Raw genomic sequence first — 26,362 nt, 5'->3', positions numbered from 1 at the left:
TTTGAAATCGAAATTCAAGATTACAATGCTCGTTACAGTATTGTTTTGTTTTGCATTTATTCTGATATTCTATTATAAGATGACAGAATTGGTAATTACAGATTTTGATGGGTTTGTCAATACTTATATGTCAGAAAACATCTATGGCAGAATATTGATTCCTCTTGGTCTTTTTGGTTTTTTATGGAGTCCTATTTATCTTCTCAAGTATTTTAAAACAATCCGGATTTATCCGTCTAATATTGAGGTTAATTATTTCTTTCCAATCTTTAATCATAATCTTCAGTTAAAGGATTTTGATTATTATATTTTAATTAATGAGATGACAAGAAATGTTCCTGTTGAAGCGATTTGGTTTATTAAAGACAGAAAAGTTAAGTTCATTATTCCGGGACAGCTTTATTCTAATTATTATGAAATAAGAAATGAAATTTCAAAATATAATATTGAAAATAAAGGTAAAGTGAAACTTAACCCTTTTCAGGAAATAAAAGCTAAATTAGGATTTAAAATAAACAAAATCACATAATTAAAATGCAGATCCATCACATCGCCATCATTTGTTCCGATTACGAAGTTTCCAAAAAATTCTATACAGAAGTTTTAGGTCTTAATATTATTCGTGAAGTTTATCGTGAAGAACGACAATCCTACAAACTGGATTTAGCAATCGGAGATCATTACGTTATTGAGTTATTTTCGTTTCCAAATCCTCCAAAACGTCCTTCACAACCAGAAAGTTGCGGACTACGTCATTTGGCTTTTTCAGTTGAAAGTGTAGAAAATAAAAGAGATGAATTAATCCAAAAAGACTTGAACTGTGAAGAAATTAGGATCGATGAATTTACAGACAGAAAATTCTTTTTCACCACAGATCCGGATAATTTGCCTCTGGAATTTTATGAGAATTAGACTTACAAGATAATAGACGGAAGATGATAGACTTTTAAAAAATCAATTATCGCTTATCAATTATCATTTATAATCAATGGGCATAACCTGTCAGGAAGCTTACAATCATAATGGTTAAAACAATCATTGAAATGATAACATATGTGTAATCCTTTTCTTTCAGATAACCGATTAATGCGAAGATAATTCTTACGAGAGGTGTTAAGATCAAAAGCAAAATACCAAGCTGTATAATCGCCATTCCTTCGCCTTTACAAAGCGAATCCCAGAAACTTCCCCAGACTTTTTCCGACGAGTCTCCCATTTCTAAAAGATTGTACTTTCTAGGCATTTTGAAACCTTCTGTAAAAAGCTTTATAAAGCCGATAAGAGAAGTCACCACGGAAAGAATAACGCCTAATCTCAAAAGATTTCCAACTGAACGGTTCAGGTCAACATCGGTAAATGGTCTTGTTCTCATTATTGGAAATTTTTGGCAACACCGTTATACATCATATAAATCGAAAGTAATGTGATGACTATCGCAAAAAATGTTTTCAGTTTTTTAGTTTTCGAAATCATCAAAGTTTTGGAACCGATAAAGCTTCCGACTACAACCCCAATCAACACCGGAGCTGCAATCACAGGAATAATCTGTCCTCTCTGGAAATAGATCAAAGCACCGGCAACAGCCGTTACACCGATCATGAAGTTACTCGTAGTCGTAGACACTTTGAACGGTAATTTCATCATGTTGTCCATTGCCAGAACTTTCAGCGCACCGGAACCGATTCCCAGAAGTCCGGACATTGCACCTGCAAAAACCATCATTAAGAATCCAGGAATTGTATTTCTGGAAGCATAATGTTTAATGCCATCTTTATCTGGAAAAGTCCCATAAAGCTTGAGTTTATCAGCAAGACTTCCTTTAATTAATTCTTCCTGATGGTCGGGCTTTCCTTTAAGATTTAATAATACGGTAAGAATTAAAATACTCGCAAAAATAATCCCGATAGTATTAGGATTAAGAAAACCAGAAACTAATGCGCCAACAACAGCGCCCATCGTAGTTGCAATTTCCAGGAACATCCCGATTCGCATATTGGTAAAGCCTTCCTTCACAAAAGCAACAGCAGCACCTGAAGAAGTCCCGATCACAGATACAAGAGAGGCACCAATCGCATAATGCATCGGTACGCCAAAACCTAGTGTCAATAAAGGAATAATAATAACGCCGCCGCCCAATCCTGTAAGAGAACCCATCAATCCCGCAGCGATAGCTCCAATAAATAGAATTATGATTTCTGACATGGGACAAATATAGAGTTTTGAAAAATATTTTGACCGGTAAATAATGATTTTTTTATAAATAATTAATTCATATATAGCCTATTAACATTGTAGGAATTAGTGATTTTTGTTCTCTTACAAGACTCAGTTTACGGATTGGATTTTACATATTATTTTAAGTATTTTTGTGAAACATTTTCTCGGAATGAAATTATTCTACGTTATTTTAGGCGCAACACCAAAGGGCAGAAATATCGAACAACACGATGTTTTTTTCGGGGTTGCAGAACGTTTTGAGGATCTGATTCCGGAGATGAAGAGTTTTTGGTCAGATGCCAAAATCCATATCGATTGCTATCAGGAAGTCCGTTTTGCCGATGGCTTTGAAGTGAAAGTCATGAATAAGCTTTCCGAAAAGTCATCTGATCAATTGTTTTTTATCAATCTCGGTGGTTACAAGCCGGGGCATTTTGAAGAGTTTCACGAGCAGCATCTAATGGTTGGGAAATCTCTCAGCGATGTTATTAAGAGAGTGAAACAAACCGAATTTTATAAAACCATGGGTTTCGCGAACGCTGTAAGTCACATTGATGATAAACATGGTGTGGATATCGATGATATCTACAATGTTAATGATCTGTTGTCAGAGAATTCCAAAGAAAAATATTCCATTATCCTTGAAAAATCTGATATTGAACATCAGGAAAATGTGATGAAAATCGGTTATCTTAAAATCAAATAATTATGAAAGCAATTTCTCTAATTCTTGTTTTCGTTTCTTCGTTTTTCTTGGCCCAAAAATCTGAAGAAGAATCAATTAAATCGACAGTCAATCAATTGTTTAATGGAATGAAAACTTCTGATTCTGCATTGATTAAAAAATCATTTCATAAGAATGCCGTTTTGCAGACTATTACAAGAACAGCAGAGGTTAAAAATGAAAGTATCAATGATTTCGCTCTAAGTATTTCCAAAGCCGAAAAAGAAAGCCTGGATGAGAGAATCATATTTTCAAATATTCTGATTGACGGAAATCTGGCTTCGGTTTGGACGCCGTATGAGTTTTATTACAAAGGTCAGTTTTCGCATTGCGGCGTCAACTCGTTCCAGTTGGTAAAGTCGAATAACGAATGGAAAATCCAGTACATCATCGATACTAGAAGAAAAGATAATTGTAAAAATTAATATCAATAGGAATGGGCTTTAGCCCATTTTTTAATTTAAAAATCAATTGACTTTAGTCAAAAAATAATTTACGAAATTTGCGTTTAAAAAATAAATCTAAAAGAAAGTAAAAAAAATGAAAATCGGAATTTTAGGAGGTGGACAATTGGGAAGAATGTTCATTCAGGAAGCATTAAAATATGATGATGAATTCTATGTTCTCGACCCTAATCCGGAATGTTCCTGCGCCCATATTTCTCATTTCACTAGAGGTGATTTCAATGATTATGATACCGTTTTGGAATTCGGACAGGACAAAGATGTGGTGACGATAGAAATCGAACACGTGAATGCAGATGCGCTTGAAACATTGGAAAATCAAGGTGTAAAAGTAGTTCCTAATTCTAAAATTATCAAGATCATTCAACAGAAGATTTTGCAAAAACAATTCTATGAAGAGAATAGAATTCCGTCTCCTGAATTCGAAATTATGGACGGTAGCGAGGACGAAATCAAAATCCAATTGCCTTTCGTGCAAAAACTGAATACAGGCGGTTATGATGGGAAGGGTGTTCAATTGCTTCGTTCAAATCAGGATTGGAGAAACCTTTGGACTCAGGAATCGGTTTTGGAAAATCTGGTTGATATTGATAAAGAATTATCAGTAATTGTTGCTAAAAACGAAAACGGCGAGATCAAAACATTTCCAGTAACAGAAATGGTTGCAGACCCAAAACTGAATCTTCTGGATTTCAACATCTGTCCGGCTGATATTTCTGAGGAAACTCAGAAACAGATTAATGTAATTGCCAATCAATTCATAAGAAGTGCAGATTCTGCAGGACTTTTTGCGATTGAATTGTTCCTTGACAAAAACGGAAAAGTTTGGGTCAATGAAACTGCGCCGAGACTCCATAATTCCGGCCATCAGTCACAGGAAGGCAACGCCAATTCCCAGTTTGAGCAATTTTACAGAGTCGTGACCAATCAGTCTTTAGCTGATACAGATACATTCGGATTTTCCGGAATGCTGAATCTTGTCGGTGATGACAATTATTCCGGAAAAGTAAAATATGAGGGTTTGGATGACGTGTTAAAATTACCCAAAACTTATGTTCATCTCTATGGAAAAACGGAAACCAAACCGGGAAGGAAAATGGGACACATCAATGTTCTGGCGGATTCCAGAGAGGAATTAATGGAAAAACTAATTCACATCAAGTCTCTAGTGAGAGTAATAGCATAAAAAAACGGTCAGAATTATCTGACCGTTTCTTATTTAAAAATTATTTGGCTTTGGCACTTTCTAACGCATTGTTATAAGCATCTTTTGCATCGCCTGCCGCTTTTTTAGAAGCTTCCTTAGCATCCTGCGCCGTTTTGTTAATAGCTTCTTTTGTGTCCTGAGCAGCAGCTTTCATATCCTGCTTGGCATTTTCTGCAGCCACTTTTGTTTTATCAACAGCATTGTCAACGCCTGCTTTCACGTCCTGCGCTGCATTGCCAACAGCGGTTTTGGTATTTTCCCAAGCCATATTGGCGTCCCCTAAGGCTTTTCTGGCAGCAGCTTCGGCATCTTTATCACCTTTTTTGATAGCGGCGTCCAGGTCGGCTTGTGCTTTGTCTACAGCAGCTTTGGCCTCCATTTCAGTCATTGGCGCTGTTTCCGAAGTTACTACTGCCACTGTATCTTTGTTAGCATCTGTAACAACAGTTTCTTCCTTTTTGGTACAAGACGTTGCGAATAATAGTCCAGCTGCGGAAGCTGTCAATAAGATTTTTTTCATTGTAAGATTTTTATTTTGGTTAATAAATGTGTTTTATTTAATGTAAATATATCAATTTGAAGAATATCTCAATCAACAAATTTTATCATTTTAAATATTTTTGCATCGGCCTGAATTTTAGCATTCCGGGTTTATAATTAATAATGAATACACCGCTGATGATACACGCTGTAGCAATAATGAATTTAGTGGAAATTGTTTCTCCAAGAATCAGCCAGCTGAGGAAAATACTGATGATAGTATTCACGTAAGACAAAATCGAAACTTGTGTTGGTAGTAATGTTCTAAGTAGATAATGATACGAGAAAAACGCCAGTACAGAACCGAAAACAGCAAGATAAATAATGGCTGAAACACTTTTTACAGACCAGGCTGAAATATCAATGGTTTCTGAAAATGAGAAAGCGAAAATCAACTGGATAATTCCTGCAAATGCAAACTGGTAGAAAAGATTCAGGAATAGATTGTTATTTTTAACGTTAATCTTTTTCGTGTAAATTGTTCCAAGTCCCCAGCTCATTATTGCGATAATCAAAATTAGCAGTCCTAATCTGTAGCTTGGATTCATCAGGTCATTAATGCCGTCCCAGAAAATGAAAAGCACACCAAAAAAACCCATTAGAAGTCCTGCCATTGTCCGGTAAGTGAATTTTTCCATTCCAATAGCCATACTCGCAACAAAAATGAAAATCGGAGATAGCGCACTGATTAAAGATGTTAAACTGCTGGTGAGATTTTCCTCGGCAACCGTTGTCAAGCCATTCGCACCAACCAACATTAATGATGACAGTGTAATCTGAATTCGGAAATTTCTCCAGCCAATCCATTTCAGGTTTTTCGTATAAATCAGAATAGGAAGCAGGACAAGCGATGCCAAAAATTGACGTAACCCTGCAACAAACCAGGGTGGAACAGTTTCTACACCTATTTTGATGCCGAGAAAAGTCGTTCCCCAGACAATAGCCACGACAAAGATTGCGATAATGGTTTTTGAACTCAAAGCTTTTATTTGAAAAAAAATACTAATCCAAAGGTATTCCAAAAACTCCGATTTTACCTATAAATTTTTATCTTTGAGCATCTAATAAAAAATGAAATGGTAGGAATAATAATGGGCAGTCAAAGTGATTTGCCAATAATGCAACAAGCGGCTGATTTTCTCAAATCTCTGGAAATTCCTTACGAACTAACTGTTGTTTCCGCACACAGAACGCCGGAACGTATGTTCGACTATGCAAAAACAGCGAAGGGAAGAGGTTTGAAAGTTATCATTGCAGGCGCTGGCGGCGCGGCGCATCTTCCGGGAATGGTCGCCAGTTGTACCACCTTGCCGGTGATTGGCGTTCCCATTTTATCAAGTAACTCTATTGACGGTTGGGATTCGGTGTTGTCGATTTTGCAGATGCCTTCGGGGATTCCTGTTGCAACAGTTGCTTTGAATGGTGCTGCCAATGCCGGGATTCTCGCAGCTAAAATCATTGGTACGTTCGATTCCGAGGTTTCTGAAAAATTACAAAAATACCAGGATTCTCTTAAAGATAAAGTTCTTGGAACTGTTGAAGCTATCAAAAAACAACATCCGAATCAGTTTGATAAGTAGAGTGGTTAGGGCAGCTTAATCCGTCTTCCGCTCCCAATCTTTTCACTCCACTTCGTTGCGTAAAAAGGATTTCCGCTCAAGCCGGGCTGCAGATTCAACATAAAATAAGATTAGTCATAAGATACAATTTTGTCATTCCAGAGGAATCTAATCAGTTGAGATTCCTATGGAATGATAAAGATTACAATAATCATTTTTTGCGTTTAAAAACAAAACTAATTTCTGAAGTTCTGACATTTGGTTGTAAACCAGTAACATATTCGGTATTTCCAAAATTAGGATGAACAGTTTCTGTCTTCTCGAAAACATCTACCAATTCCCAGCCTTCTTCGCCTAATGAGTTAAGGGAACTGTTTGCTATATCGATTTTTTTTGACGCAAATTTTGAGAGTTCGTCTTGTTCACTTCCTTTATAAGTAATTGTTTTATATTCCCATTTTTGGCTGCAAGAAATAATGCTGATTACAAATATGCTTGTTAAGAAAATTTTTTTCATTGATTAGTTTTTAGAATCTAAAACAAAACTAAATCATTGAAAATGAAATTAATTACGGAAAACCGTATTTTATCTAAATATAATTTTACTTATCCAAAATCCCTCTGATCTTATTCGCATTCACAATCAATTCTTCCAGATAATCAAAATTCTCTTTCTCCAAAGCGGATTTGAATTTTCTCAGCTGCGTAATATGTTCATTCAGAACATCCAAGACATTTTCTTTGTTCTGACGGAAAATCGGAACCCACATTTCCGGATGAGATTTTGCCAGACGAACCGTACTCGAGAAACCAGAGCTCGCTAGCTGAAAAATAGTATCTTCCTCACGCTCTTTTTCTAAAACCGTATTTGCAAGTGCATAAGAAGTAATATGCGAAATATGAGAGATGTAAGCCGTGTGAATGTCGTGTGCGTCAGCCTTCATATAGATTGGATGCATCTCTAATGTTTCAATGAGTTTTTCTACAAGTTCTAAAGCACTGTCGTCGGATTCTTCTTTGTTGCAGATCACGGCTGCTTTTCCTGTGAAACTATCTTTGGTTGCCGCATTCGGACCGGAGTTTTCCGTTCCCCACATCGGGTGAAACGCTACGAAACGTTTTCTGTTCGGATGATTTTTGATAGAGTCCACAATGCCGGATTTCGTGGAACCAACATCCATTACAACCTGATTATCATTAATCAAATCTAAAACATCAGATAATATTTTCCTGGCCGAATCTACCGGAATTGCAATGATAATCAAATCCGAATTTTGGATTCCTGTTTCGAAACCTGCTTTTTCATCAATAATGTTAAGTTCAAGTGCTTTATTGAGGTTGTATTCATTTTGGTCAATTCCATAAACGAAATTGGTGAAGTTTTTCTCTTTTAATTTCAATGCAATGGAACCTCCGATTAATCCGGTTCCGATAATTCCTATCTTCATCTTTAATATTTTTCTAATCGATTTAAAAAACAAAAACCCCGTCATCAGGACGAGGTTTTGATATTTCTATATACGAATCCTAATCCTGTTTCAGGTTTTGAATTGCGTAATAATATGTTCTGCTTGTAGTTTTCACAGAACGAAGATAGAATTAATTTTATTAAATTCAAAAAAATTATGGATTCGAAATAATTAACGTTGATGGAATATCCGATAACCAGAGACTTTTGGTGTCAATCAGGTTTTTCCAGCTTTTGCTGCTGATGAGCATCAGATCCTGAGATTCAAGAAATTCTTTCTCAATGGTTTTCTCGTTGTAAAGCGTGATGTGATTCGGTGCGATATGTTCGATATTTCTGATCAGTTCGCGTATTTCTGTATTTCTTCGGATTTGTCCGGCAGCATCCAAGATAATGACCTGAGAATCGTTATTATTGATGAGTCGCTTGGCATATTCGACCAGATAAAAATCGCTCAAATCAAAAATCGGAATGAAAATTTTATCTGCACTTTCGAAGTTTTTGTCAACCATAATTCCCACAGGAATATTGGTTTTGTCCAGTATGCTCAACGTAAAATCATCGAAAGGAGAAGAATTGAAGATATATGATTTGCCTTTAACTGTGTTCAGTAATTTCTCAGGATTAATGATTTTAGTCGTAAAACCCAGCAATTTTCCAAGCAACGTTCCTTCATATATAGATTTTCTAAGCATTATCAGAAGCAAGTCATAGTTACCTTTGTTAGTGATATGCACCAAATCATTTTCGATGTCATTGGAAGCTTTGAAAAGGGTAGTGACTTCCAGCTTCAGCTCCTGCGATGTGTCGATAATGTTAGAAAACATTTCCTCCTCATAACTGTCGGAATCGAAGGTGTGAAGTCCTTCAACAGGCGCAGTGGTCATTGCGGTAATACTTTTGTTACCGTTCATTTTATTAGTGAAATTATCGGCAAGCTTCAAGAGTGTACTTCCGGATTCCGGATTTTCAAATGAAAGCAAAACTTTATATTTTCCACTATTATCACTATTTTCTTCATCGCTCATTGATTTTTTTCCTCTGAACAGAAAATTGATTAAATCCAAAGAAGGTCCCGTCATAAAGGTGGTAAACAAGGCCATTATGACCATCATTGCAAAAATCTCGGGACTTAGAACGCCCAAATCATAACCGATGTTGAGGACAATCAGTTCCATAAGACCTCGGGTATTCATCAAAGCACCGATTGTGAGACTATCTTTCCAATTGATTCTCAGGAATTTTGCAGTGAGAGTGCTTCCGATGAATTTTCCTGTTACAGCGACCGCGATAATCAAACCTGCAGTCATCCAGAGATGTCCGTCATTCAATAATCCGATTTGGGTCCTTAATCCTGTGAAAACAAAGAATAATGGTAGTAGTAAAACCAGTGCAACATCTTCAACTTTCTCAATAAAGAGATTCCTGAATTTCACATTTTCCGGCATTATCGCACCAGCCATAAACGCTCCAAACAATGCGTGAATCCCAATAACTTCCGTCGCATAAGCCGAGATAATCAGTGTTAAGAAAAAAATCGCAACGATCGATTTGCTGATAATTCCTTTACCGGATTGCAGTTCGGCAATTCTTTTAAGGAAAGGTCTCACGATTTTTATCATTAGAAAAACATAGGTAATCGCCATCAGAATGACATAAATTGAGCTGGCAAAAGAACCTGCTTTTACAATTGCAATCACGGCTGCCAAAATACACCAGGCCGTGATATCATCGGCTGCAGCACAAGTGATGACAATGGTTCCAAGTTTGGTTTTCTGGAGATTCCGTTCCTGCACAATTCTCGCCAAAACCGGAAATGCCGTGATACTCATCGCAATGGCGATGAACAACGCAAACGAACTGAATTGGACACCATCCGGCGCAAATTCCTTATAAATGAAATAGGACAATCCGATTCCCAATGCAAATGGAATGATGATACTAGCGTGGCTGATGACAACGGCATCGTGCGCTCTTTTCCTGAGAACACTCAAATCCAGCTCCATTCCCACGATATACATAAATAAGATTAATCCTATCTGGCTGAGAAACTGTAAATTAGGAAGTGATTCTTTCGGGAAAAGGAAAGCTGAAAATTCGGGGAGATAAAGTCCTAAAAGCGAAGGTCCTAAGACAATCCCGGCAATCATTTCGCCAATAACAGAAGGCTGCTTCATTTTCATACAAATCCAGCCGAACAATCTTGCCACAAAAATTATTGTGACGATTTGGATAAGAAGCAATGCCAGCGGATGATGCAGGTTGGTCATAAATGAGTCGACAAAATTGTCCCACATTGTGCCGTTGCTGGTTTTATGAATAATGTTTTCGCCGGCTTCCAGCGTTTTTCCTTCCACAAAAAACCAATACATCAAAGCCGAAAAAACCAAAATTGTTGTAACGTAAAATATAATATTCCTGTACTTTGCCATAATCATTGACTTAAATTTTACCTAATTTTCAAGATGTAAAGTTGAGAAGTTTTTGAATATGAATTTTACATCAAATTCAAAAATGTAATAAAATGGCCTTTTTCTGCGCTGAAATTATTTTGAGAGTTTTTCGGAAACCTGGCTTTTAAACGTATCACTGATATTTAATTTTATTGGATTTCCTTCTGATGAAGCCAAATCCAGAATAATTTCCGAAGAGGAAAAAACCTTAATAAAATCGATGTTAACCATTTCTTTTTTGTTGATTTGAACAAAATTTTTCTGAGGCAATAATTCGGATAAATTTTTAAAACTTAAGTTTTTAAGAATGATTTCTGAATGGTTTTTCAGCTTCAAATCCTTATCACGACTATCGATTTCCGATGTTTTGATGTAAACTACATCACTGACAAAAATTCGGGTTTTGCCCAGATTGGTGTTCCATTCAAAAAACTGATTTTTTCGCTGTTCACCCAACAATTTTTCTGCCTTTTCAAAAGCCTGCTGGAGACGTTCTTTTTTGATAGGTTTCCGCACATAATCCACCACATCAAGGTCAAAAGCTTCTGCTGCGTATTCTTTGTAAGCCGTCGTAAAAATAATTTTTTTGTCTTGGATTAATTCAGCAACTTGAAGACCGTTCATTCCAGGCATCTCGATATCGAGAATGCAGATGTTACAATCAATGTTATTGATTTCCTGTAAAAAAACTTTTGGATTGTTAAAGGCTTTGACCACCTCGATATTTTCCATTTCACTGCAAAGCAATTTCAAGTAGCTGATTGCCAGTAACTCATCGTCCAGAATAACGCACTTTATCATAAAATTCTGAAAGATTAATGGTGAGATGTGCTGTGAAAATACCATTGCTGATATTTTTGCTGAGTTTGTAATGATTCTTGTAAATCAATTTCAAACGCTGGTCAAAAGATTTGCTTCCGAATCCACTGTTTTCCTTTTGCAACGGCGTTTTCTCTGAAATTTTATTCGAAACTTTCATTTCAAATGTTCCGTCATCCAAAACTAAATTAACGGAAATAAAAGAATCCTGGGCCAGAAAATCTGTGTGTTTAAAAGCGTTTTCAATCAAATCAACAGAAATCAGCGGTGCAAAAACTTTCTCCTGATAAACAGGATCTTCTTTGTTGATTTTGGTCTTAATTCTGAAATCGAACAAAGGATTGATTTTGATTTTGTTGATTTCGATGAGATTCATTGCAAAATCCAGTTCTTCTTTTGGACTGACAAATTTGTTGCCGCTTTCGTAGAGAATGTAATCCAGAATATTGGCCAGTTTGTCCAATGAAATGTAGGTCTGATAAGCATGCGACTGCACGGAATTCAGAATGTTTTTGAAAAGATGCGGATTGAGCTTGGTCTCAATCTGCTCCAGTTTTACATTGTCTAATTTGCTTTCCAGCGTTTTGAAATTGTCTTCGAGGAGCTTATTTTTTGCCTTTACGGATTTATATTTTCCGAAGAGAAAAAAACTCAGAACCAACAGGAAAAAAATAACAAAAATCCCACCAAATAAAAGATAATCGGGTAGAAGAAGATTTTTGCCGTTCATCGTTTATTTTAACTTTTTAAGACCGATAAATTCCGCTTTTTCCTTGCATTTGGAATAATGGATTTCATAGGTCGGATTGTCTTTAGGATAATTTAGAATATATTCCGGACAAGGTTTTTTCTGAGCGTTGCTTTTGTCGAAATCGATTTTACCTTTGGAAATGATATCGTCTTTCAGGGATTTTTCAGAGATTTTATTCGCTTCCATTTCTTTTTTGAATTGGTCAGAATAAGAAAAATCTTTGGTCAATGTTTCCGCAATCACTCTGTCATTAGGAAAATACGAGCAGCTTGCACCTTTCTGATTGAGGACAAAGAAAACGATTAATAATCCAGGAACCAGTCCGATAAAATAGAATTTAAGTTTTTTGAGCATTGTTTGATTTAAAAAATCAGAAGGTTGATGTCGTGGTAAGGAAGGTCGAACTTGTTGCAAATCAGTAGCTTGGTGTGTCGGCCTTTGTACATATACAAGGATTGCTTGATTTCGTTTTTGTGAACCAGCATATTTTCAAAACCGCCTTCTTCATCGTAACCCAGCAGATAGCTCAAAAAGAAATTGCTGATTGCTTTCGTGGTTGTTCTTGGCATTTTTGACGTCAGGTTCGGCAATCCGCAATGGATAACGCCGTGCTTGATGATGAACGGTTTTTCAGTAGAAGTTAGTTCCGATGTTTCGATAACTTTTCCGTTATCTATGGTAATATCAATGATGACACTTCCTTTTTTCATTTTCATCACCATATCTTCAGTTACGATTGGCGACAGGTTAAGTCTTGGCAAAGCACCGATAACAACATCTGCACGTCTAAGAGATTTTGTGAGTTCTTTTGGATCGATGATTGAAGTCGGAACTCGGCTGTCCACCAACGTGTGAAGTCTTCGTAGTTTTGACAAGGAATTATCAAAAACTTTGACACTTGCACCTAAGCCAATCGCTGCTTTTGTTGCAAATTCGCCCACGATTCCTGCTCCCAATATTACTACTTCCGTTGGACGCACACCGGTAATCCCACCAAGCATCAATCCGTTGGACATGGCCAAAAGTTCTGATGCATAAAGAATGGAAACGGTACCTGCAATCTCGCCAATCAATCTTACCAAAGACAATTGTTTGTACTCATCCATTATGAATTCAAACGCAATGGCGTTGACTTTTTTAGCCGCTAATTTGATGAAATAATCTTTGTCCCTGAGATTGATTTGCAGAGCAGAAATCAGATATGTCATAGGTCTCAGGTACTCGATTTCTTCTTCTGTCGGCGGGTTGATTTTAAGCACCAAATCTTGAGAAAACGCCACTTTTGGATCGTTGGTAATTTCTGCTCCGGCTTCTGAATAAAGCAAATCTGAGAAGTGTGAGCCTTCGCCGGCGCCACTTTCTATAATCACTTTATGACCGTTATTGACCAATATCTGAACAGCATCAGGAATCAGACATGTTCTTTTCTCACTCAGACAAGTTTCCTTAGGAACACCGATGCTGAAGGTTTTTCCTTTTTTTACTACTTCTAACTTTTCTTCCTTGGGAATCAGTTCTTCTTCAGAAAAAGGCGTAAATATGGTTGACGTGCTGCTCATAAAATCAAAACATTAATCAAAAATATTAGGCAAAGATAACACAAATTACAGTATGTGTTAATTAAATTCGATTTCTCTTCCGGATTCGGTATTTTCTATGGTCATTTCGTGAAAATCATAGCCTTCCAGCTCATCCATATAGATTTCCGGCCACTCAATAATAGAAAGAAATCCGTTGTCCAGATATTCCTCAATCCCGAAATCATAGGCTTCGGTTACATCTTTCAGTCGGTACAAATCGAAATGATAAACTTTTCCTTTTGGCGTGTCATACTCGTTGACAATAGAGTAGGTTGGCGACGAAATCTCATCATCGCTCCCAAATTCTTTCAGTAAGTATTGAGTAAAAGTCGTTTTTCCAGCGCCAAGATTGCCTTTAAGCAAGAGAATGTTATGCTGAAGATTCGGAATGATTTGATTGACAACGTCTTTCCATTCCGGAAGTGTATTGATTTGAAATACCATTTTTATTTTTCGCAAAATTAAAATATTTATTTCTACAAATCCGGAATTTGAAACTAGAATTTTTCACAGATCATCGTATAGAAATACTGAGTTGCTGAGCTGTTTCTGGCAAGAAAAGTTACTCTGTATAGGTTGTTATCACCGGGGTAAGTAATGTAAAGTTCATCCAATCCGTTGTTTGCATAAGTTGCATCCAGAGTTTGCCAACCGGTTGTACTGTTGTTTCCTGTTCCACTTCCAATGGTTACTAACTGTCCGGAAGCTAAGGTATTAGTTCCGCTAAAGCTGTCGGTAGATTTGTTGACTCTGTGGATAATCGTATAATATATTGTAGTTGAGTTTCCGGAGACAAGCTTGATTTGAGGAACGGGACCTGTATTAAACCTGAAGCTGAATTTTCCGCAATCTACGGTATTGCCAATGTTCGGAGAGTTGGAAACATAAGTCAGTTTTTTGTTTTCTACAGCTAATGTCTGGATTGTTGAAAGTAAACTAGCTTTGTCCCATTTATCAAATTCGCCGTTGGTATTTGCGACAATGACATTGTTGTAAGCTGCATCTGTGCTTTTATCTGTTAAGGTTCTTACTCTGAGATCTCCGTTAACATCAAGGGCTCTGGTTGGTGAATTGGTATTAATGCCAACATTTTGACCATAAATAGATGTTGAAAAAAATACAATCGAAATAAATATAATCTTTCCCATATTATAAAGTTTGCATATAGAACCTTTCACAAACCAGAGCATATGCATAGGTTGTCGTGTTGTTGTTATTCGTTCTCGATAATGTAAGTCTGTATAGATGATTCTGTTTTGGCGGAATAATAGTATATATCCTTACCGTATTGCCGGCAGCATCATTTGTTGTAGGAAAAGCTGTGGCGTCGAGAGTCTGATAAGTTGCATAATTTGCTGTTGTGAATGTAACTGTTCTGTTGGCATAGCTATACGCATTGTTTGACCAGCGTTTTATTCCGTAACCTAGATCAAATGTAGTGATGTTATTATTTGTAGCAAATATCGTTGTCGAGTTCAGTTTGAATTCCGGAGTATTGTTATTGTTGATCCTAAAAGTGATGTCACCGCAGTTACATTCGTTGGCAGTTACAGCTCCGGTTGCAAGATAAACCGAACGCTTTACTTCTACGTTATTGGTTGATGTCTGGAAAATAGCAGGAATGGTAATATAATCTACATCACCTGTAGAATTATTGGTCGTAACTATTCTGTCATATGCAGAATTGTTGGTAACAATAGCTCCTGTTGTCACTCTCAGATCTCCATTAACATCCAGTTTTCTTGTAGGCGCATTGGTGTCTATTCCAACATTTGTATTCTGCGAGTATGCAAGACCGGAAATTAGAATCGTAGCAAAAAAATATTTTTTCATATTCTAGAATTTTTCGCAAACTGCTGCAAAGTCATAATTGGTTGTTCCTGTTCTTTGAAGAGCCCGGTAGATTGTTAATCTGTAAAAATCTGCATCACCGGGATATTGGAAGTGCATCACGTTTTGTTCAAAATCGGCAACGTTAGCCTGGGCAAATTGTTGATAAGTATTCCAGTTATTGGCATCAAACGTAAATGCTACCGTTGCATCGTCCGAAGAAGCCTTGCCCTGATAAAACTGATATCCGTTGCCATCCCAGTTTTGTTCCATGCTCATATAAACACTTACGGCAGCTCCAGGATTTTGAGATAACTTGAATCTGATGTTAGAAGAAGCGCCTGTATCAAAAGAGAAACTGAATTTTCCGCAGGTCAGGGCTTTGTTTGGATCTCCACTTTCTGTTGTCATGTTATAAATCTGGCTGTAGCTTTCTTTATTGGAAGTTCCTGGTTGTGGAGTCGGCTGCAGGCTCGCTTTTGTTGTATAATCGATATTACCATTAGCATCGGTTACCAATATATTGCTGTATGCGGCAGATTCTGATTTATTGATTGTTCCCCGTACTCTCATAGAACCAGAAACGTGAAGTTTTCTTGTCGGTGATGCTGTATTAATTCCAACTTGAGCAAAGGATAAATTATAGATTAAAAGAGCAAATAGAATTGTCTGTAATTTCATAGAATTTAAATAATAATGTAAGCAAAAGGCCGTAAAATTAATGATATTTTTATTAATGATTCAGTCATAACAATTTATGTGCCTAATTATATTTAATAATAAATTGTTATGTGTGAAAAATTTGTTTTTTTTAAATTTCTATTTTTTGATTAGATTTACATTGTGATTACCAAAGAGACTATTGATAAAATATTTTCTACAATACGAGTAGAAGAGATTGTCGGCGAATATGTTCAGTTGAAAAGAGCGGGCTCTAACTTTAAGGGTTTGAGTCCTTTTCATGAGGAAAAATCGCCAAGTTTTGTGGTTTCCCCAAGTAAACAGATTTGGAAAGATTTCTCGACCGGGAAAGGCGGAACAGCCATTTCTTTCCTAATGGAAATTGAGAATTTTACTTATCCGGAAGCACTTCGCCATGCTGCGAAAAAATATGGAATTGAGATAGAGGAAAATGTCCGCGAATATTCTGAAGAGGAAAAGCAATCTCAGACAGAGCGCGATCTGCTTTACAAAATTCACGAAGTTGCCAATGATTTTTTCCAGGAGCAGCTTTGGGAATCGGAAGAAGGCAAAATGATCGGGTTTTTTTATTTCAAAGAAAGAGAACTTCGGGATGATATTATTAAGAAATTTCAGTTGGGATATTCGCCCGAAAAGAAAAATGCGTTTACGGAATTCGCGCTTGAAAAAGCATATTCAAAAGAAATATTAGAAAAATCTGGCTTATCCATTTTTCCGGAAAATACACCTTCAGGAATTGACAGATTCCGTGACAGGGTTATTTTTCCGATTCATAGTTTTTCGGGAAGAGTGCTTGGATTTGGAGCAAGGATTCTCAAGAATAATGTCAAAACGGCGAAATATCTCAATTCTCCGGAAACCGAAATCTATCATAAGTCCAATGTTCTTTACGGACTTAATCAAAGCAAACAATCCATTTCCAGGAAGAATCTTTGCCTTTTGGTGGAAGGTTATATGGATGTTGTGTCGCTACACCAATCCGGAATAGAGAATGTTGTGGCGAGTTCCGGAACTTCTTTGACAACCGAACAGATCAAACTCATCAAAAGATTAACGGAAAACGTCACGATTCTTTTCGATGGTGATAATGCAGGAATCAAAGCCAGTTTCCGAAGCATCGATATGTTGCTGTCCGAAGGGATGAACATCCGTGTCCTGCTTTTTCCTGATGGTGATGATCCCGATTCTTTTGCCAGAAAACATCCGCAGGAATTTGTTGAGAATTTTATTGACAAAGAAGCTAAAGATTTTATCGATTTCAAAGCAGAGATTTTACTCAGAGATGCTGGAAATGATCCAATCAGAAAAGCTGAATCAATCCGTGATATCGTAAAATCGGTTGCCTTTGTTCAAAATGCGTTAAAGCGTGAAGTTTATCTGAAAGAAGTCTCGAATAAATTTGGGTTGAGTGAACAAAGTTTATTCAATGAACTTCAGATTCAGACGAATGTAACACAGCAGCAGGAATCAAAACCTAGATTTGAAGAAAAAAAGGCAGCACCAAAACTAGAAATCGTTCAGGAAGCTGGTTTCTCTGTTAACCCATTGTTGGTTCAGGAAGAAAAGCTGGTGGATCTGATGTTGAAATACGGCGACTTTGTTCTTGATAGAAAAGATGCTGAAGGTAATGATTATAAAATCACAGTTATCGAAGAAATCCTCAATCACCTGGACGAAGACGATTGCGAAATCCAATTGGATATCAATAAAAAAATCGTTTCCGAAATCAAAGAAGGCATTCTCCAGAACGAATTACGATCAGGTAATTTTTTCTTCGATTTTATGGATGAAGAAGTTTCCGGAAAATTGGCCAGTGCACTCATAGAAAACTATCACACAAGTAACTGGAACAAGTATAATATCTATTTCAGTTCAGAGGAAGAAGTGGTTCCTAAGTTAGTTTCTGACATCGTGTTAAGACATAAAAGAGAATATATTGTCAAATTAATTAATGACCTCAAAAATTCTCTTAGTAATGAAAATGATAATACAGAGATCTACCAAAAAATAATTCTTCTGACACAACTCAAAAACAAATTGGACAGCGAATTATTTCGTATTTTGTGACAGAAAGTCTTACTTTAGCAAAGGAACAGAAATTGCAAACTCAAACAAGATTTAAAAATAACCAAATATAATATGGACATTAAAAAAGAATTCAGAGATTTCTCAGTTAAGCATATGGGAAACAACGGTTTGGTAACCGATCAATATATGGGAATGTTCAACCCGACCAATCTGACACCTTATATTATGGAGGAAAGAAGAATGAACGTTGCACAGATGGACGTTTTTTCCAGATTGATGATGGACAGGATTATTTTCCTTGGAACAGGGATTGACGATCAGGTCGCGAATATCGTAACAGCGCAGTTGTTGTTCCTGGAAAGTTCAGATCCTAGCAAAGACATTCAGATCTATATCAATTCTCCTGGTGGTAGCGTTTATGCAGGTTTGGGGATTTATGACACGATGCAGATTATCAAGCCGGACGTAGCAACAATCTGTACCGGGATGGCTGCATCTATGGGCGCCGTGCTTTTGGTTGCGGGTGAAAAAGGGAAACGTTCTGCCTTGAAGCACTCCAGAGTTATGATTCACCAGCCAAGCGGTGGTGCACAAGGTGTAGCTTCTGATATGGAGATCAACCTGAGAGAGATGTTGAAACTGAAAAAAGAATTATACGATATCATTTCCAACCATTCCGGTCAAACTTACGAATGGGTAGAAAAAGCGTCGGACAGAGATTATTGGATGACATCAGAAGAAGCGAAAAGTTTCGGAATGGTGGACGAAGTTCTCGAAAGAAAAAAATAAATCACAAAACCTGATTCGATGAATCAGGTTTTTTTATTGACCCAAATTCTCCAACCCTGTAACTTTCCAACTCACTAACTCAATAATTTGGGCGCCTTTATCCGTCTCCAGCTCCCGCTCTTTTTGCTCGGCATAGCCTCTCGCAAAAAGGAGCTCCGCCTACGCCGGGGCGCGCTTCGCGAATGAGAAACATTGGTTGAGTTAGCTGGTTTAGAAAAATCTGGACTAGGATAACTATGTAAATATGACATGTTGCGTACACTTTGCAAAAAAACATTTTGCAGAAAATCTCAATTTTTACTACTTTTGACACGTTAAATTATAAAAAATGAAAAAATCTGTTATATTGTTGGCTTCTGCTATTTTAGTTGTGTCTTGTGATCTTCCTGCAGGTGGGAACAAAAGAGTATTGAAAAAAACAGACGAAGTTGTTGCATACGACGATCCGAATGCACCTCATGGTACATACAAACCTAAGGCAGATTCCGCAAAAACTGTTCAGCCAATTGTAACAGATTCCGCAAAGGCTATAAAACCGGAAGCCAAACCAGCAGTAGAAGAAGAACCTAAAGCTGCTCACTAATCATAAATTTATAAAATATTATAACAAAAAATGTCTTGCGTTTGCAGGACATTTTTTATTTTTACGAACCTTACTTTCTCATCTTGACAAAGTTTAAAATCATTTATCAATCATCATTTATCATTAATAAATAAAATGAGTAACACACAACAATACATCCAGGAGAACAAACAACGTTTTCTTGATGAATTATTTGATATCCTTAGAATAGCTTCAATCAGTGCCGATCCGGCTTACAAATCAGAAGTCCTGAAATGCGCAGATGAAGTGGCCAGACATCTCAAGGTTGCCGGAGCTGACAATGTAGAAATCCTTGAAACCAAAGGTTATCCAATCGTTTTTGGAGAGAAAATAATTGCTCCTAATTTGCCAACAGTTTTGGTTTATGGGCATTATGACGTTCAGCCGGCCGATCCTTTGGAATTATGGACAAGCGATCCTTTCGAACCGGTTGTTAAAACAACAGAACTTCATCCGGAAGGTGCCATTTTTGCAAGAGGTTCGGCTGATGATAAAGGACAGTTCTTTATGCATGTGAAAGCTTTCGAAGCGATGATGAAAACCGATTCACTGCCTTGTAATGTCAAATTTTTGATAGAGGGGGAAGAAGAAGTTGGTTCTGCAAGTCTTGCAGATTTCCTTGAGGAAAATAAGGGAAAACTGAGCTGCGATGTCATTTTGATTTCAGATACTCATATTTATTCCAATGAGCAGCCGACGGTTACTACAGGCTTACGTGGATTAAGTTATGTTGAAGTTGAAGTTGAAGGCCCGAATCGTGACTTGCATTCTGGTCTTTATGGTGGTGCCGTTCCAAACCCAATCAATGTTCTTTCAAAAATGATTGGTGATTTGATTGACGATAAAGGTCATATTACAGTTGACGGTTTCTATGATAATGTTTTAATCGTTTCTGATGAAGACAGAAAAGAAATGAACAAACTAAAAGACGATCCGGAAGGCTACAAAAAATCAATTGGCCTCAATGATATCCAGGGAGAAGAAGGATATACTACTTTGGAAAGAGCGTCTATCAGGCCAACTCTTGATGTAAACGGAATCTGGGGAGGTTATACTGGTGAAGGCGCAAAAACTGTAATTGCTTCCAAAGCTTTTGCTAAGATTTCAATGAGGTTGGTTCCCAATCAGACTCCGGAAGAAATCACAGAAAAATTCACTAAGTATTTTGAAAAAATTGCCCCGAAAAGTGTGAAAGTTAAGGTAACGCCACATCACGGTGGAATGCCTTACGTTTTGGAAAGCAATACCAAAGAATTTTTAGCTGCTAAAAAAGCAATGGAAAAAGCTTTTGGAAAAGAAGTTCTGCCTTACAGAAGTGGAGGAAGTATTCCGATTACATCATTGTTCGAGAAAGTTCTTGGCGCTAAATCTGTTTTGATGGGCTTTGGTTTGGATTCAGATGCAATTCATTCACCGAATGAGCATTATGGACTATACAATTACTACAAAGGAATAGAAAGTATCCCTTATTTCTTTGAGTTTTACGCTCAAGGATGAGAAAAATTGAAGACAGTTTAGGCTGTCTTTTTTATTAATATTAGATCAAATACAATTATGTCAAAAGTAGTTTATATCACAGGCGGAACCAAAGGAATTGGTTTTGGTATTGCAGAAGTATTGTTAAAAAACGGTCACAAAGTCGCTATCAGTGGAAGAAAACAGGAAGATGTCGATAAAGCGGTTTCTGAGCTTAAGGTAATTTCAGAAAGTGTTTTCGGAGTCAGTTCTGATGTCAGGAATTTTAAAGATGAGGAACTGGCGGTTCAAAGGGTTGTTCAGAATTTCGGGAGCCTGGATGTTGTGATCGCTAATGCAGGATTGGGAGTCTTCAAACCGGTTGATGAGTTGACGATAGAAGATTGGAATGCGATGCAGGAAACCAATTTGACAGGCTGTTTCTACACACTGAAAGCTTCGGTGGAAGAACTGAAAAAAACTCAGGGTTATTACATAACCATCGCAAGTCTTGCAGGAACCAACTTCTTCGAAAATGGAGCCGGTTACAATGCTTCTAAGTTTGGCGTTGTCGGTTTTACACAAGCTGCGATGATTGACCTTAGAAAGTATAATATCAAAGTTTCAACCATAATGCCAGGTTCTGTTGCAACATATTTCAATGGAAATGTTCCGTCAGAAAAAGATGAATGGAAAATCCAGCCAGAAGATATGGGGAATCTTGTTCTTGATATGCTGAATATGAATCCGCGTGTTTTGCCAAGTAAAATAGAATTCAGAGCAAGTCAGGTAAAGAAATAAAAAATTACTGATTGCGTGAAAATTGGATAATTTAACCTCAATATTTGTGATTCTTAAAATCAGAAAATTTTGATTAAAATCGTTGGAATTATTTATAGATAATCTAAATACCCCTCTATTAAAGCGGTTTCCGATGTTATTTAATAAATAACAATAAATTATGCATGCATAGTATTTTTTGTATATATTAGCCACACTTAGTAACATCAAAAGTTATCGTTAAGATTGATTCTTATTCGATAAAAAATTAAAAATATATTTAACAGATGAAAATATTAGTTTGTATCAGTAGCGTTCCGGACACTACAAGTAAAATTAATTTTACAGCAGATAAATCTGCTTTTGACAAAAACGGAATCCAATGGGTGATCAATCCATTAGATGAATTTGCTTTAACAAAAGCTATAAAATTACAGGAATCTCAGGGTGCAACGGTAACAGTGGTTAATGTTGGCGATGCAGGAACGGAAGCTGTTATCAGAAAAGCTTTGGCAATCGGAGCGAATGATGCCGTGAGAGTAAACACCGAAGCAAAAGACAGTTTCTCTGTAGCCAAAGAAATTGCAAAAATTGCTCAGGATGGAGGTTATGATTTGATTCTTACAGGAAAAGAATCTATAGATTACAATGGTGGAGCAGTTCCCGGAATGGTTGCTCAATTGTTGAATTATGCTTTTGTTAATGCAGCGGTTGGATTGGATGTTAATGGTTCAGAAGCAACTGCGGTTAGAGAAATAGAAGGTGGTAAAGAAACGATTTCGGTTAAGTTACCGGCTGTTGTTGCAGGACAAAAAGGTCTGGTTGACGAAAAAGATTTGATTATCCCAAATATGAGAGGAATTATGTCCGCAAGAACAAAACCTCTGAATGTTGTTGAACCTTCTAATTCTGAAGTGAAAGTGGAAGCCGTTTCTTTTGATAGTGTTGCGCCAAGAGCGGCGGTGAAATTGGTTTCTGCAGATAATCTGGACGAGTTGGTAAGATTACTTCACGAAGAAGCGAAAGTGATATAAGCAAAGACATTCAGAACATAGACAGATAGATAATTAGATATTATATTGTTCTCAAATCATATTTCTAAAGTCTACCATCTTTCGTCTATTACCTTTTAATCTAAAAAAATTAAAATTATGGCAGTATTCGTATACGCAGAAAACATAAACGGAGTTTACAAAAAAGCAGCATTTGAAGCGGTTTCTTATGCAAAAGCTATTGCAGCAAAGACTGGAGATTCAGTAACTGCAATTTCTATCAACCCTACAGATTCTTCGGATTTGCTTTATAAATATGGAGCAGATAAAGTAGTGAATGTAAAAGACGCAGGTCTTAAAAACTTCAGTGCCAAGGCTTATGCAGAAGCAGTTAATCAAATTGCTGACGGAAACATTATTGTTTTTCCTCATACAACAGATGCATCTTCTGTAGCACCAATGTTGGCAATTCAGAAAAATTATTCATTGATCACCAATGCGATAGATGTTCCGGAAAGTACTTCACCTTTCCAGGTTAAGAGAAAAGCTTTCTCCGGAAAAGGCTTTATGCACGCTAAAGCTGATGCGGCCGGTGTTATCGTAACAGTGTCCCAAAATGCTTTCGGAGTTAAAGAAAATGCAGTTTCAGGTTCCGAAGAAGTGAAAGAATTAAGCATCGCCAATGAGGATACAAAAGTGATCAATCACGAGCAGTCTTCAGGGAAATTAGATCTTAAAGAAGCGGAAATCGTTGTTTCTGCCGGAAGAGGAATGAAAGGTCCTGAAAACTGGGGAATGATTGAAGATTTGGCAAACGTTCTTGGCGCAGCAACTGCTTGTTCAAAACCGGTTTCCGATATTGGTTGGAGACCTCACACAGAGCACGTTGGGCAGACAGGAAAAGCGATTTCGCCTAATCTTTACATTGCAGTCGGTATTTCCGGTGCGATTCAGCATTTGGCGGGCGTTAACAGTTCCAAAACGATTGTTGTGATTAACAATGATGCAGAAGCGCCTTTCTTCAAATCTGCGGATTACGGCGTAGTGGGCGACGCTTTCCAGATCATTCCTGCATTGACAGAGAAAATCAAAGCATTGAAAGCTTAATCCAGTTTTCATAAAAATACAAACCTGAGTCATTGATTCAGGTTTTTTTTGTTTCAACTAATGTAAGGATTTGGGCAGCTTAATCCGCCCTCCGTTCCCGCTTTTTTCTTTTTTTGCAAAAAAAGAAAAAGAGCTCCACTCTGGTCGGGCTGCTGCAATTCAATGCGTTATGAATACGGAAAAGAAAATGCTTAAAAATATAATGATTTTGTAACGTAAACAATGTAAAAATCTATAAATCCTAAATGAAAATTAACAAAAAATTTTATATTTGCTAAATGGATTATAAAAAATTAATCATTAGAGGGATCTCATACAGCCAGACTCAATCGGGAGCTTATGCGCTGTTATTGGAACATGAAGAAACATCGGTTAAATTACCTGTTGTTATTGGGAATTTTGAAGCACAATCCATTTCTTTAGGATTAGAAAAAGATATCAATCCGCCACGTCCTCTGACACATGATCTTTTTGCCCAATTTGTTAAAAACACAGGTTTTAAATTAGAATCTGTCATTATCTATCAGATCAAGGACGGCGTTTTCTTTTCAAATATTAATTTCAAAAATCCGTTAACGGAAGAAGAACTCATTCTGGATGCCAGAACATCAGATGCTGTTGCGATGGCTGTTCGTTTCGACTCACCAATTTATACTACTTCGGAAGTTCTTAATGAAGCAGGAATCTTACTAGAATTGGAAGAGAACCCAAAACTGGAAGTGGAGGAAGCAGAGCAGACGACTTCTGATTTTAACGATCTTTCAGGAATTTCTATGGAAGAATTAGAGCAATTGCTGAATGATGCTGTGAAAGAAGAAGATTATGATACAGCACTCAGGTTGCAGGAGGAAATCAAAAGAAGAAATAAAAAAATAGAATAACAAAGACTTAACATCATTTTTTAACATATGAATCTAAAATTACGATTAACGATACTCAGCTTTCTTCAGTTTTTTGTTTGGGGAGCCTGGCTAATCACAATGGCTAACTTCTGGTTTGGAACAAAACACTGGGACGGAACTCAGTTTGGAGCTGTTTTCGGAACAATGGGGATCGCCTCTATCTTTATGCCAACTATTACAGGAATTATTGCAGACCGTTGGGTAAATGCGGAGAGAATATACTCGATTTTACAGATTCTTTATGGTGCAGTTCTTTTTATCTTGCCTCATACGGAGACACCAAACTCATTTTTCTCAATCATGTTGGTCGCAATGTGTTTTTATATGCCAACGATTGCATTAACGAATTCTATTTCTTACACAATATTGAAAAATAGTCATTTGGATGTTGTTAAGGATTTTCCACCAATTAGAGTTTGGGGAACAATAGGATTTATCGTAGCGATGTGGATTACCAATCTAACAGGAAATAAAGCTACAGAAGGGCAGTTTTATATTGCTGGCGGAGTCGCAATATTATTAGGCTTATATGCATTGACACTTCCGAAATGTCCGCCTCAGAAATTGATTGATAAAAATGCGCCACTTTCTGAACAGTTGGGACTGAACGCTTTCAAGTTATTCGGGAATTATAAAATGGCTTTGTTCTTCCTGTTTTCAATGCTTTTAGGAGCCGCATTGCAATTAACCAATGCGTATGGCGATGTTTTTTTAAGTGAATTTGCTCATTTTCCAAAATATGCCAATTCGTTCGTGGTAGAAAAGTCAACAATTATTATGTCGATTTCGCAGATTTCTGAGACTCTGTTTATTTTGGCGATTCCGTTCTTTTTAAGAAGATTTGGAATCAAAAAAGTAATGTTAATCAGTATGCTGGCTTGGGTTTTAAGATTTGGGCTTTTTGCTTACGGAGATCCGGTTAATGGACTTTGGATGATTATTTTGTCCTGTATCGTTTATGGGATGGCATTCGATTTCTTTAATATTTCCGGTTCACTTTTTGTGGAAACTACGACAGATAAAAAAATCAGATCGTCTGCTCAGGGGCTGTTTATGATGATGACCAATGGTTTTGGAGCAGTATTTGGAAGTTATATTGCCGGCTGGGCGATTGATAAATTTTTTACAATCAAATTTACAACTGCAGCAGAATTATCATCATACTTGCAAACTACTCCGACAGATAGCACTTTCCTTGAGATTCTAAAGAACTCTTTTAATTCTGCGGTTAATCCGGACGGGACTTTATCCAATATTGTATTTGTAAAAAACTGGCCTCATATCTGGCTTTATTTTGCTGCTTATGCATTAATAATAGCTGTATTATTCGGGATATTCTTCAAACATAAGCATTCGGAAGCCGATGTTCAGAATATTGCACATTAATTTGG

At 37.0% G+C, this 26,362-nt stretch carries 30 protein-coding genes; 15 read left to right on the top strand and 15 right to left on the bottom strand.

The window, feature by feature from the left end; genetic code table 11:
* The first annotated feature begins 1 nt into the window (after position 1).
* Both QOL71_RS13730 and gloA2 read left to right on the top strand, forming a co-directional pair.
* A complete protein-coding gene (locus QOL71_RS13730; protein ID WP_283417483.1) occupies positions 2 to 529 on the top strand; it encodes a hypothetical protein in 528 nt (175 codons plus the stop codon).
* A gap of 5 nt (positions 530 to 534) precedes the next feature.
* Positions 535 to 912: an SMU1112c/YaeR family gloxylase I-like metalloprotein gene (gene gloA2 / locus QOL71_RS13725; RefSeq protein WP_283417482.1), complete on the top strand. Its 378-nt coding sequence runs from the start codon at positions 535 to 537 to the stop codon at positions 910 to 912.
* Positions 913 to 985: 73 nt separating this feature from the next.
* Here gloA2 and QOL71_RS13720 read toward each other — a convergent pair whose 3' ends face one another.
* Together QOL71_RS13720 and QOL71_RS13715 are read right to left on the bottom strand one after the other, a co-directional pair.
* Positions 986 to 1,372 carry a DUF1634 domain-containing protein gene (locus QOL71_RS13720; RefSeq protein WP_283417481.1) on the bottom strand — a complete coding sequence of 129 codons (387 nt, stop codon included), beginning with the start codon at positions 1,370 to 1,372 and terminating at the stop codon, positions 986 to 988.
* Entirely contained in the window at positions 1,372 to 2,202 is an 831-nt protein-coding gene (locus QOL71_RS13715; protein ID WP_283417480.1) for a sulfite exporter TauE/SafE family protein, read from the bottom strand. The genes QOL71_RS13720 and QOL71_RS13715 overlap by 1 nt, the downstream gene beginning before the upstream one ends.
* A gap of 184 nt (positions 2,203 to 2,386) precedes the next feature.
* Here QOL71_RS13715 and QOL71_RS13710 point away from each other — a divergent pair, with 184 nt between their 5' ends.
* From QOL71_RS13710 to QOL71_RS13700, 3 genes are all read left to right on the top strand, one after another.
* Positions 2,387 to 2,923 (top strand): DUF1543 domain-containing protein, encoded by a 537-nt coding sequence (locus QOL71_RS13710; RefSeq protein WP_283417479.1) that lies wholly within the window; start codon positions 2,387 to 2,389, stop codon positions 2,921 to 2,923.
* A 2-nt stretch (positions 2,924 to 2,925) separates the two neighbouring features.
* On the top strand, positions 2,926 to 3,366 hold the full coding sequence (locus QOL71_RS13705) for a nuclear transport factor 2 family protein (RefSeq protein ID WP_283417478.1): 441 nt from the start codon (positions 2,926 to 2,928) through the stop codon (positions 3,364 to 3,366).
* Positions 3,367 to 3,481: 115 nt separating this feature from the next.
* Positions 3,482 to 4,591 (top strand): 5-(carboxyamino)imidazole ribonucleotide synthase, encoded by a 1,110-nt coding sequence (locus QOL71_RS13700; RefSeq protein ID WP_283417477.1) that lies wholly within the window; start codon positions 3,482 to 3,484, stop codon positions 4,589 to 4,591.
* 40 nt (positions 4,592 to 4,631) lie between these two features.
* Here the strand turns inward: QOL71_RS13700 and QOL71_RS13695 are convergent, their stop codons facing one another.
* Together QOL71_RS13695 and QOL71_RS13690 are read right to left on the bottom strand one after the other, a co-directional pair.
* Positions 4,632 to 5,132 carry a hypothetical protein gene (locus QOL71_RS13695; protein WP_283417476.1) on the bottom strand — a complete coding sequence of 167 codons (501 nt, stop codon included), beginning with the start codon at positions 5,130 to 5,132 and terminating at the stop codon, positions 4,632 to 4,634.
* 85 nt (positions 5,133 to 5,217) lie between these two features.
* Positions 5,218 to 6,132, bottom strand: a complete 915-nt coding sequence (locus tag QOL71_RS13690) for a DMT family transporter (RefSeq protein WP_283417475.1) — start codon at positions 6,130 to 6,132, stop codon at positions 5,218 to 5,220.
* A gap of 96 nt (positions 6,133 to 6,228) precedes the next feature.
* Here QOL71_RS13690 and purE point away from each other — a divergent pair, with 96 nt between their 5' ends.
* Complete coding sequence (gene purE / locus QOL71_RS13685) at positions 6,229 to 6,732, top strand: 5-(carboxyamino)imidazole ribonucleotide mutase (protein WP_283417474.1); 504 nt, start codon at positions 6,229 to 6,231, stop codon at positions 6,730 to 6,732.
* Positions 6,733 to 6,922: 190 nt separating this feature from the next.
* Here the strand turns inward: purE and QOL71_RS13680 are convergent, their stop codons facing one another.
* The 11 genes from QOL71_RS13680 to QOL71_RS13630 form a co-directional block, all read right to left on the bottom strand.
* Positions 6,923 to 7,228, bottom strand: coding sequence for a DUF4177 domain-containing protein (locus QOL71_RS13680; RefSeq protein ID WP_283417473.1), 306 nt, complete (start codon positions 7,226 to 7,228; stop codon positions 6,923 to 6,925).
* A gap of 85 nt (positions 7,229 to 7,313) precedes the next feature.
* Positions 7,314 to 8,159, bottom strand: coding sequence for a prephenate dehydrogenase (locus tag QOL71_RS13675; protein WP_283417472.1), 846 nt, complete (start codon positions 8,157 to 8,159; stop codon positions 7,314 to 7,316).
* A gap of 175 nt (positions 8,160 to 8,334) precedes the next feature.
* The gene (locus QOL71_RS13670) at positions 8,335 to 10,611 is read right to left on the bottom strand and encodes a cation:proton antiporter (RefSeq protein WP_283417471.1); all 2,277 of its coding nucleotides are present in this window, start codon (positions 10,609 to 10,611) and stop codon (positions 8,335 to 8,337) included.
* 114 nt (positions 10,612 to 10,725) lie between these two features.
* Entirely contained in the window at positions 10,726 to 11,433 is a 708-nt protein-coding gene (locus QOL71_RS13665; RefSeq protein WP_283417470.1) for a LytR/AlgR family response regulator transcription factor, read from the bottom strand.
* Positions 11,405 to 12,181, bottom strand: a complete 777-nt coding sequence (locus QOL71_RS13660; RefSeq protein WP_283417469.1) for a histidine kinase — start codon at positions 12,179 to 12,181, stop codon at positions 11,405 to 11,407. The genes QOL71_RS13665 and QOL71_RS13660 overlap by 29 nt, the downstream gene beginning before the upstream one ends.
* 3 nt (positions 12,182 to 12,184) lie before the next feature.
* Entirely contained in the window at positions 12,185 to 12,556 is a 372-nt protein-coding gene (locus QOL71_RS13655) for a hypothetical protein (protein ID WP_283417468.1), read from the bottom strand.
* 8 nt (positions 12,557 to 12,564) lie between these two features.
* On the bottom strand, positions 12,565 to 13,761 hold the full coding sequence (locus QOL71_RS13650) for an alanine dehydrogenase (protein WP_283417467.1): 1,197 nt from the start codon (positions 13,759 to 13,761) through the stop codon (positions 12,565 to 12,567).
* A gap of 57 nt (positions 13,762 to 13,818) precedes the next feature.
* The gene (gene tsaE / locus QOL71_RS13645) at positions 13,819 to 14,226 is read right to left on the bottom strand and encodes a tRNA (adenosine(37)-N6)-threonylcarbamoyltransferase complex ATPase subunit type 1 TsaE (RefSeq protein WP_283417466.1); all 408 of its coding nucleotides are present in this window, start codon (positions 14,224 to 14,226) and stop codon (positions 13,819 to 13,821) included.
* Positions 14,227 to 14,279: 53 nt separating this feature from the next.
* Entirely contained in the window at positions 14,280 to 14,930 is a 651-nt protein-coding gene (locus QOL71_RS13640) for a hypothetical protein (protein WP_283417465.1), read from the bottom strand.
* A 1-nt stretch (position 14,931) separates the two neighbouring features.
* Complete coding sequence (locus QOL71_RS13635; RefSeq protein ID WP_283417464.1) at positions 14,932 to 15,615, bottom strand: hypothetical protein; 684 nt, start codon at positions 15,613 to 15,615, stop codon at positions 14,932 to 14,934.
* A gap of 3 nt (positions 15,616 to 15,618) precedes the next feature.
* Positions 15,619 to 16,293, bottom strand: coding sequence for a hypothetical protein (locus tag QOL71_RS13630; RefSeq protein WP_283417463.1), 675 nt, complete (start codon positions 16,291 to 16,293; stop codon positions 15,619 to 15,621).
* A 162-nt stretch (positions 16,294 to 16,455) separates the two neighbouring features.
* On the opposite strand from QOL71_RS13630, the gene dnaG reads away from it, so the two are divergent.
* The 9 genes from dnaG to QOL71_RS13585 all read left to right on the top strand — a co-directional run bounded on the left by dnaG (position 16,456) and on the right by QOL71_RS13585 (position 26,357).
* Positions 16,456 to 18,381, top strand: coding sequence for a DNA primase (gene dnaG / locus QOL71_RS13625; protein ID WP_283417462.1), 1,926 nt, complete (start codon positions 16,456 to 16,458; stop codon positions 18,379 to 18,381).
* A gap of 72 nt (positions 18,382 to 18,453) precedes the next feature.
* Positions 18,454 to 19,131, top strand: a complete 678-nt coding sequence (gene clpP, locus QOL71_RS13620) for an ATP-dependent Clp endopeptidase proteolytic subunit ClpP (RefSeq protein WP_283417461.1) — start codon at positions 18,454 to 18,456, stop codon at positions 19,129 to 19,131.
* Between the two features lie 328 nt (positions 19,132 to 19,459).
* Positions 19,460 to 19,714 carry a hypothetical protein gene (locus QOL71_RS13615; protein WP_283417460.1) on the top strand — a complete coding sequence of 85 codons (255 nt, stop codon included), beginning with the start codon at positions 19,460 to 19,462 and terminating at the stop codon, positions 19,712 to 19,714.
* Between the two features lie 135 nt (positions 19,715 to 19,849).
* The gene (locus QOL71_RS13610; protein ID WP_283417459.1) at positions 19,850 to 21,232 is read left to right on the top strand and encodes a dipeptidase; all 1,383 of its coding nucleotides are present in this window, start codon (positions 19,850 to 19,852) and stop codon (positions 21,230 to 21,232) included.
* Positions 21,233 to 21,289: 57 nt separating this feature from the next.
* Positions 21,290 to 21,991: an SDR family oxidoreductase gene (locus QOL71_RS13605; RefSeq protein ID WP_283417458.1), complete on the top strand. Its 702-nt coding sequence runs from the start codon at positions 21,290 to 21,292 to the stop codon at positions 21,989 to 21,991.
* Between the two features lie 266 nt (positions 21,992 to 22,257).
* Positions 22,258 to 23,004: an electron transfer flavoprotein subunit beta/FixA family protein gene (locus QOL71_RS13600; RefSeq protein ID WP_283417457.1), complete on the top strand. Its 747-nt coding sequence runs from the start codon at positions 22,258 to 22,260 to the stop codon at positions 23,002 to 23,004.
* A gap of 117 nt (positions 23,005 to 23,121) precedes the next feature.
* Positions 23,122 to 24,069, top strand: coding sequence for an electron transfer flavoprotein subunit alpha/FixB family protein (locus tag QOL71_RS13595; RefSeq protein ID WP_283417456.1), 948 nt, complete (start codon positions 23,122 to 23,124; stop codon positions 24,067 to 24,069).
* A gap of 278 nt (positions 24,070 to 24,347) precedes the next feature.
* Complete coding sequence (locus tag QOL71_RS13590) at positions 24,348 to 24,950, top strand: bifunctional nuclease family protein (RefSeq protein ID WP_283417455.1); 603 nt, start codon at positions 24,348 to 24,350, stop codon at positions 24,948 to 24,950.
* Positions 24,951 to 24,977: 27 nt separating this feature from the next.
* Positions 24,978 to 26,357, top strand: a complete 1,380-nt coding sequence (locus QOL71_RS13585) for a nucleoside permease (protein ID WP_283417454.1) — start codon at positions 24,978 to 24,980, stop codon at positions 26,355 to 26,357.
* The last annotated feature ends 5 nt before the right edge of the window (positions 26,358 to 26,362 follow it).

It is taken from the genome of Epilithonimonas pallida (genome assembly GCF_900182975.1).
GTDB lineage: Bacteria > Bacteroidota > Bacteroidia > Flavobacteriales > Weeksellaceae > Epilithonimonas > Epilithonimonas pallida.
The sequence above is the reverse complement of the archived record's forward strand: the minus strand, read 5'-3'. Positions and strand labels throughout refer to the sequence as shown.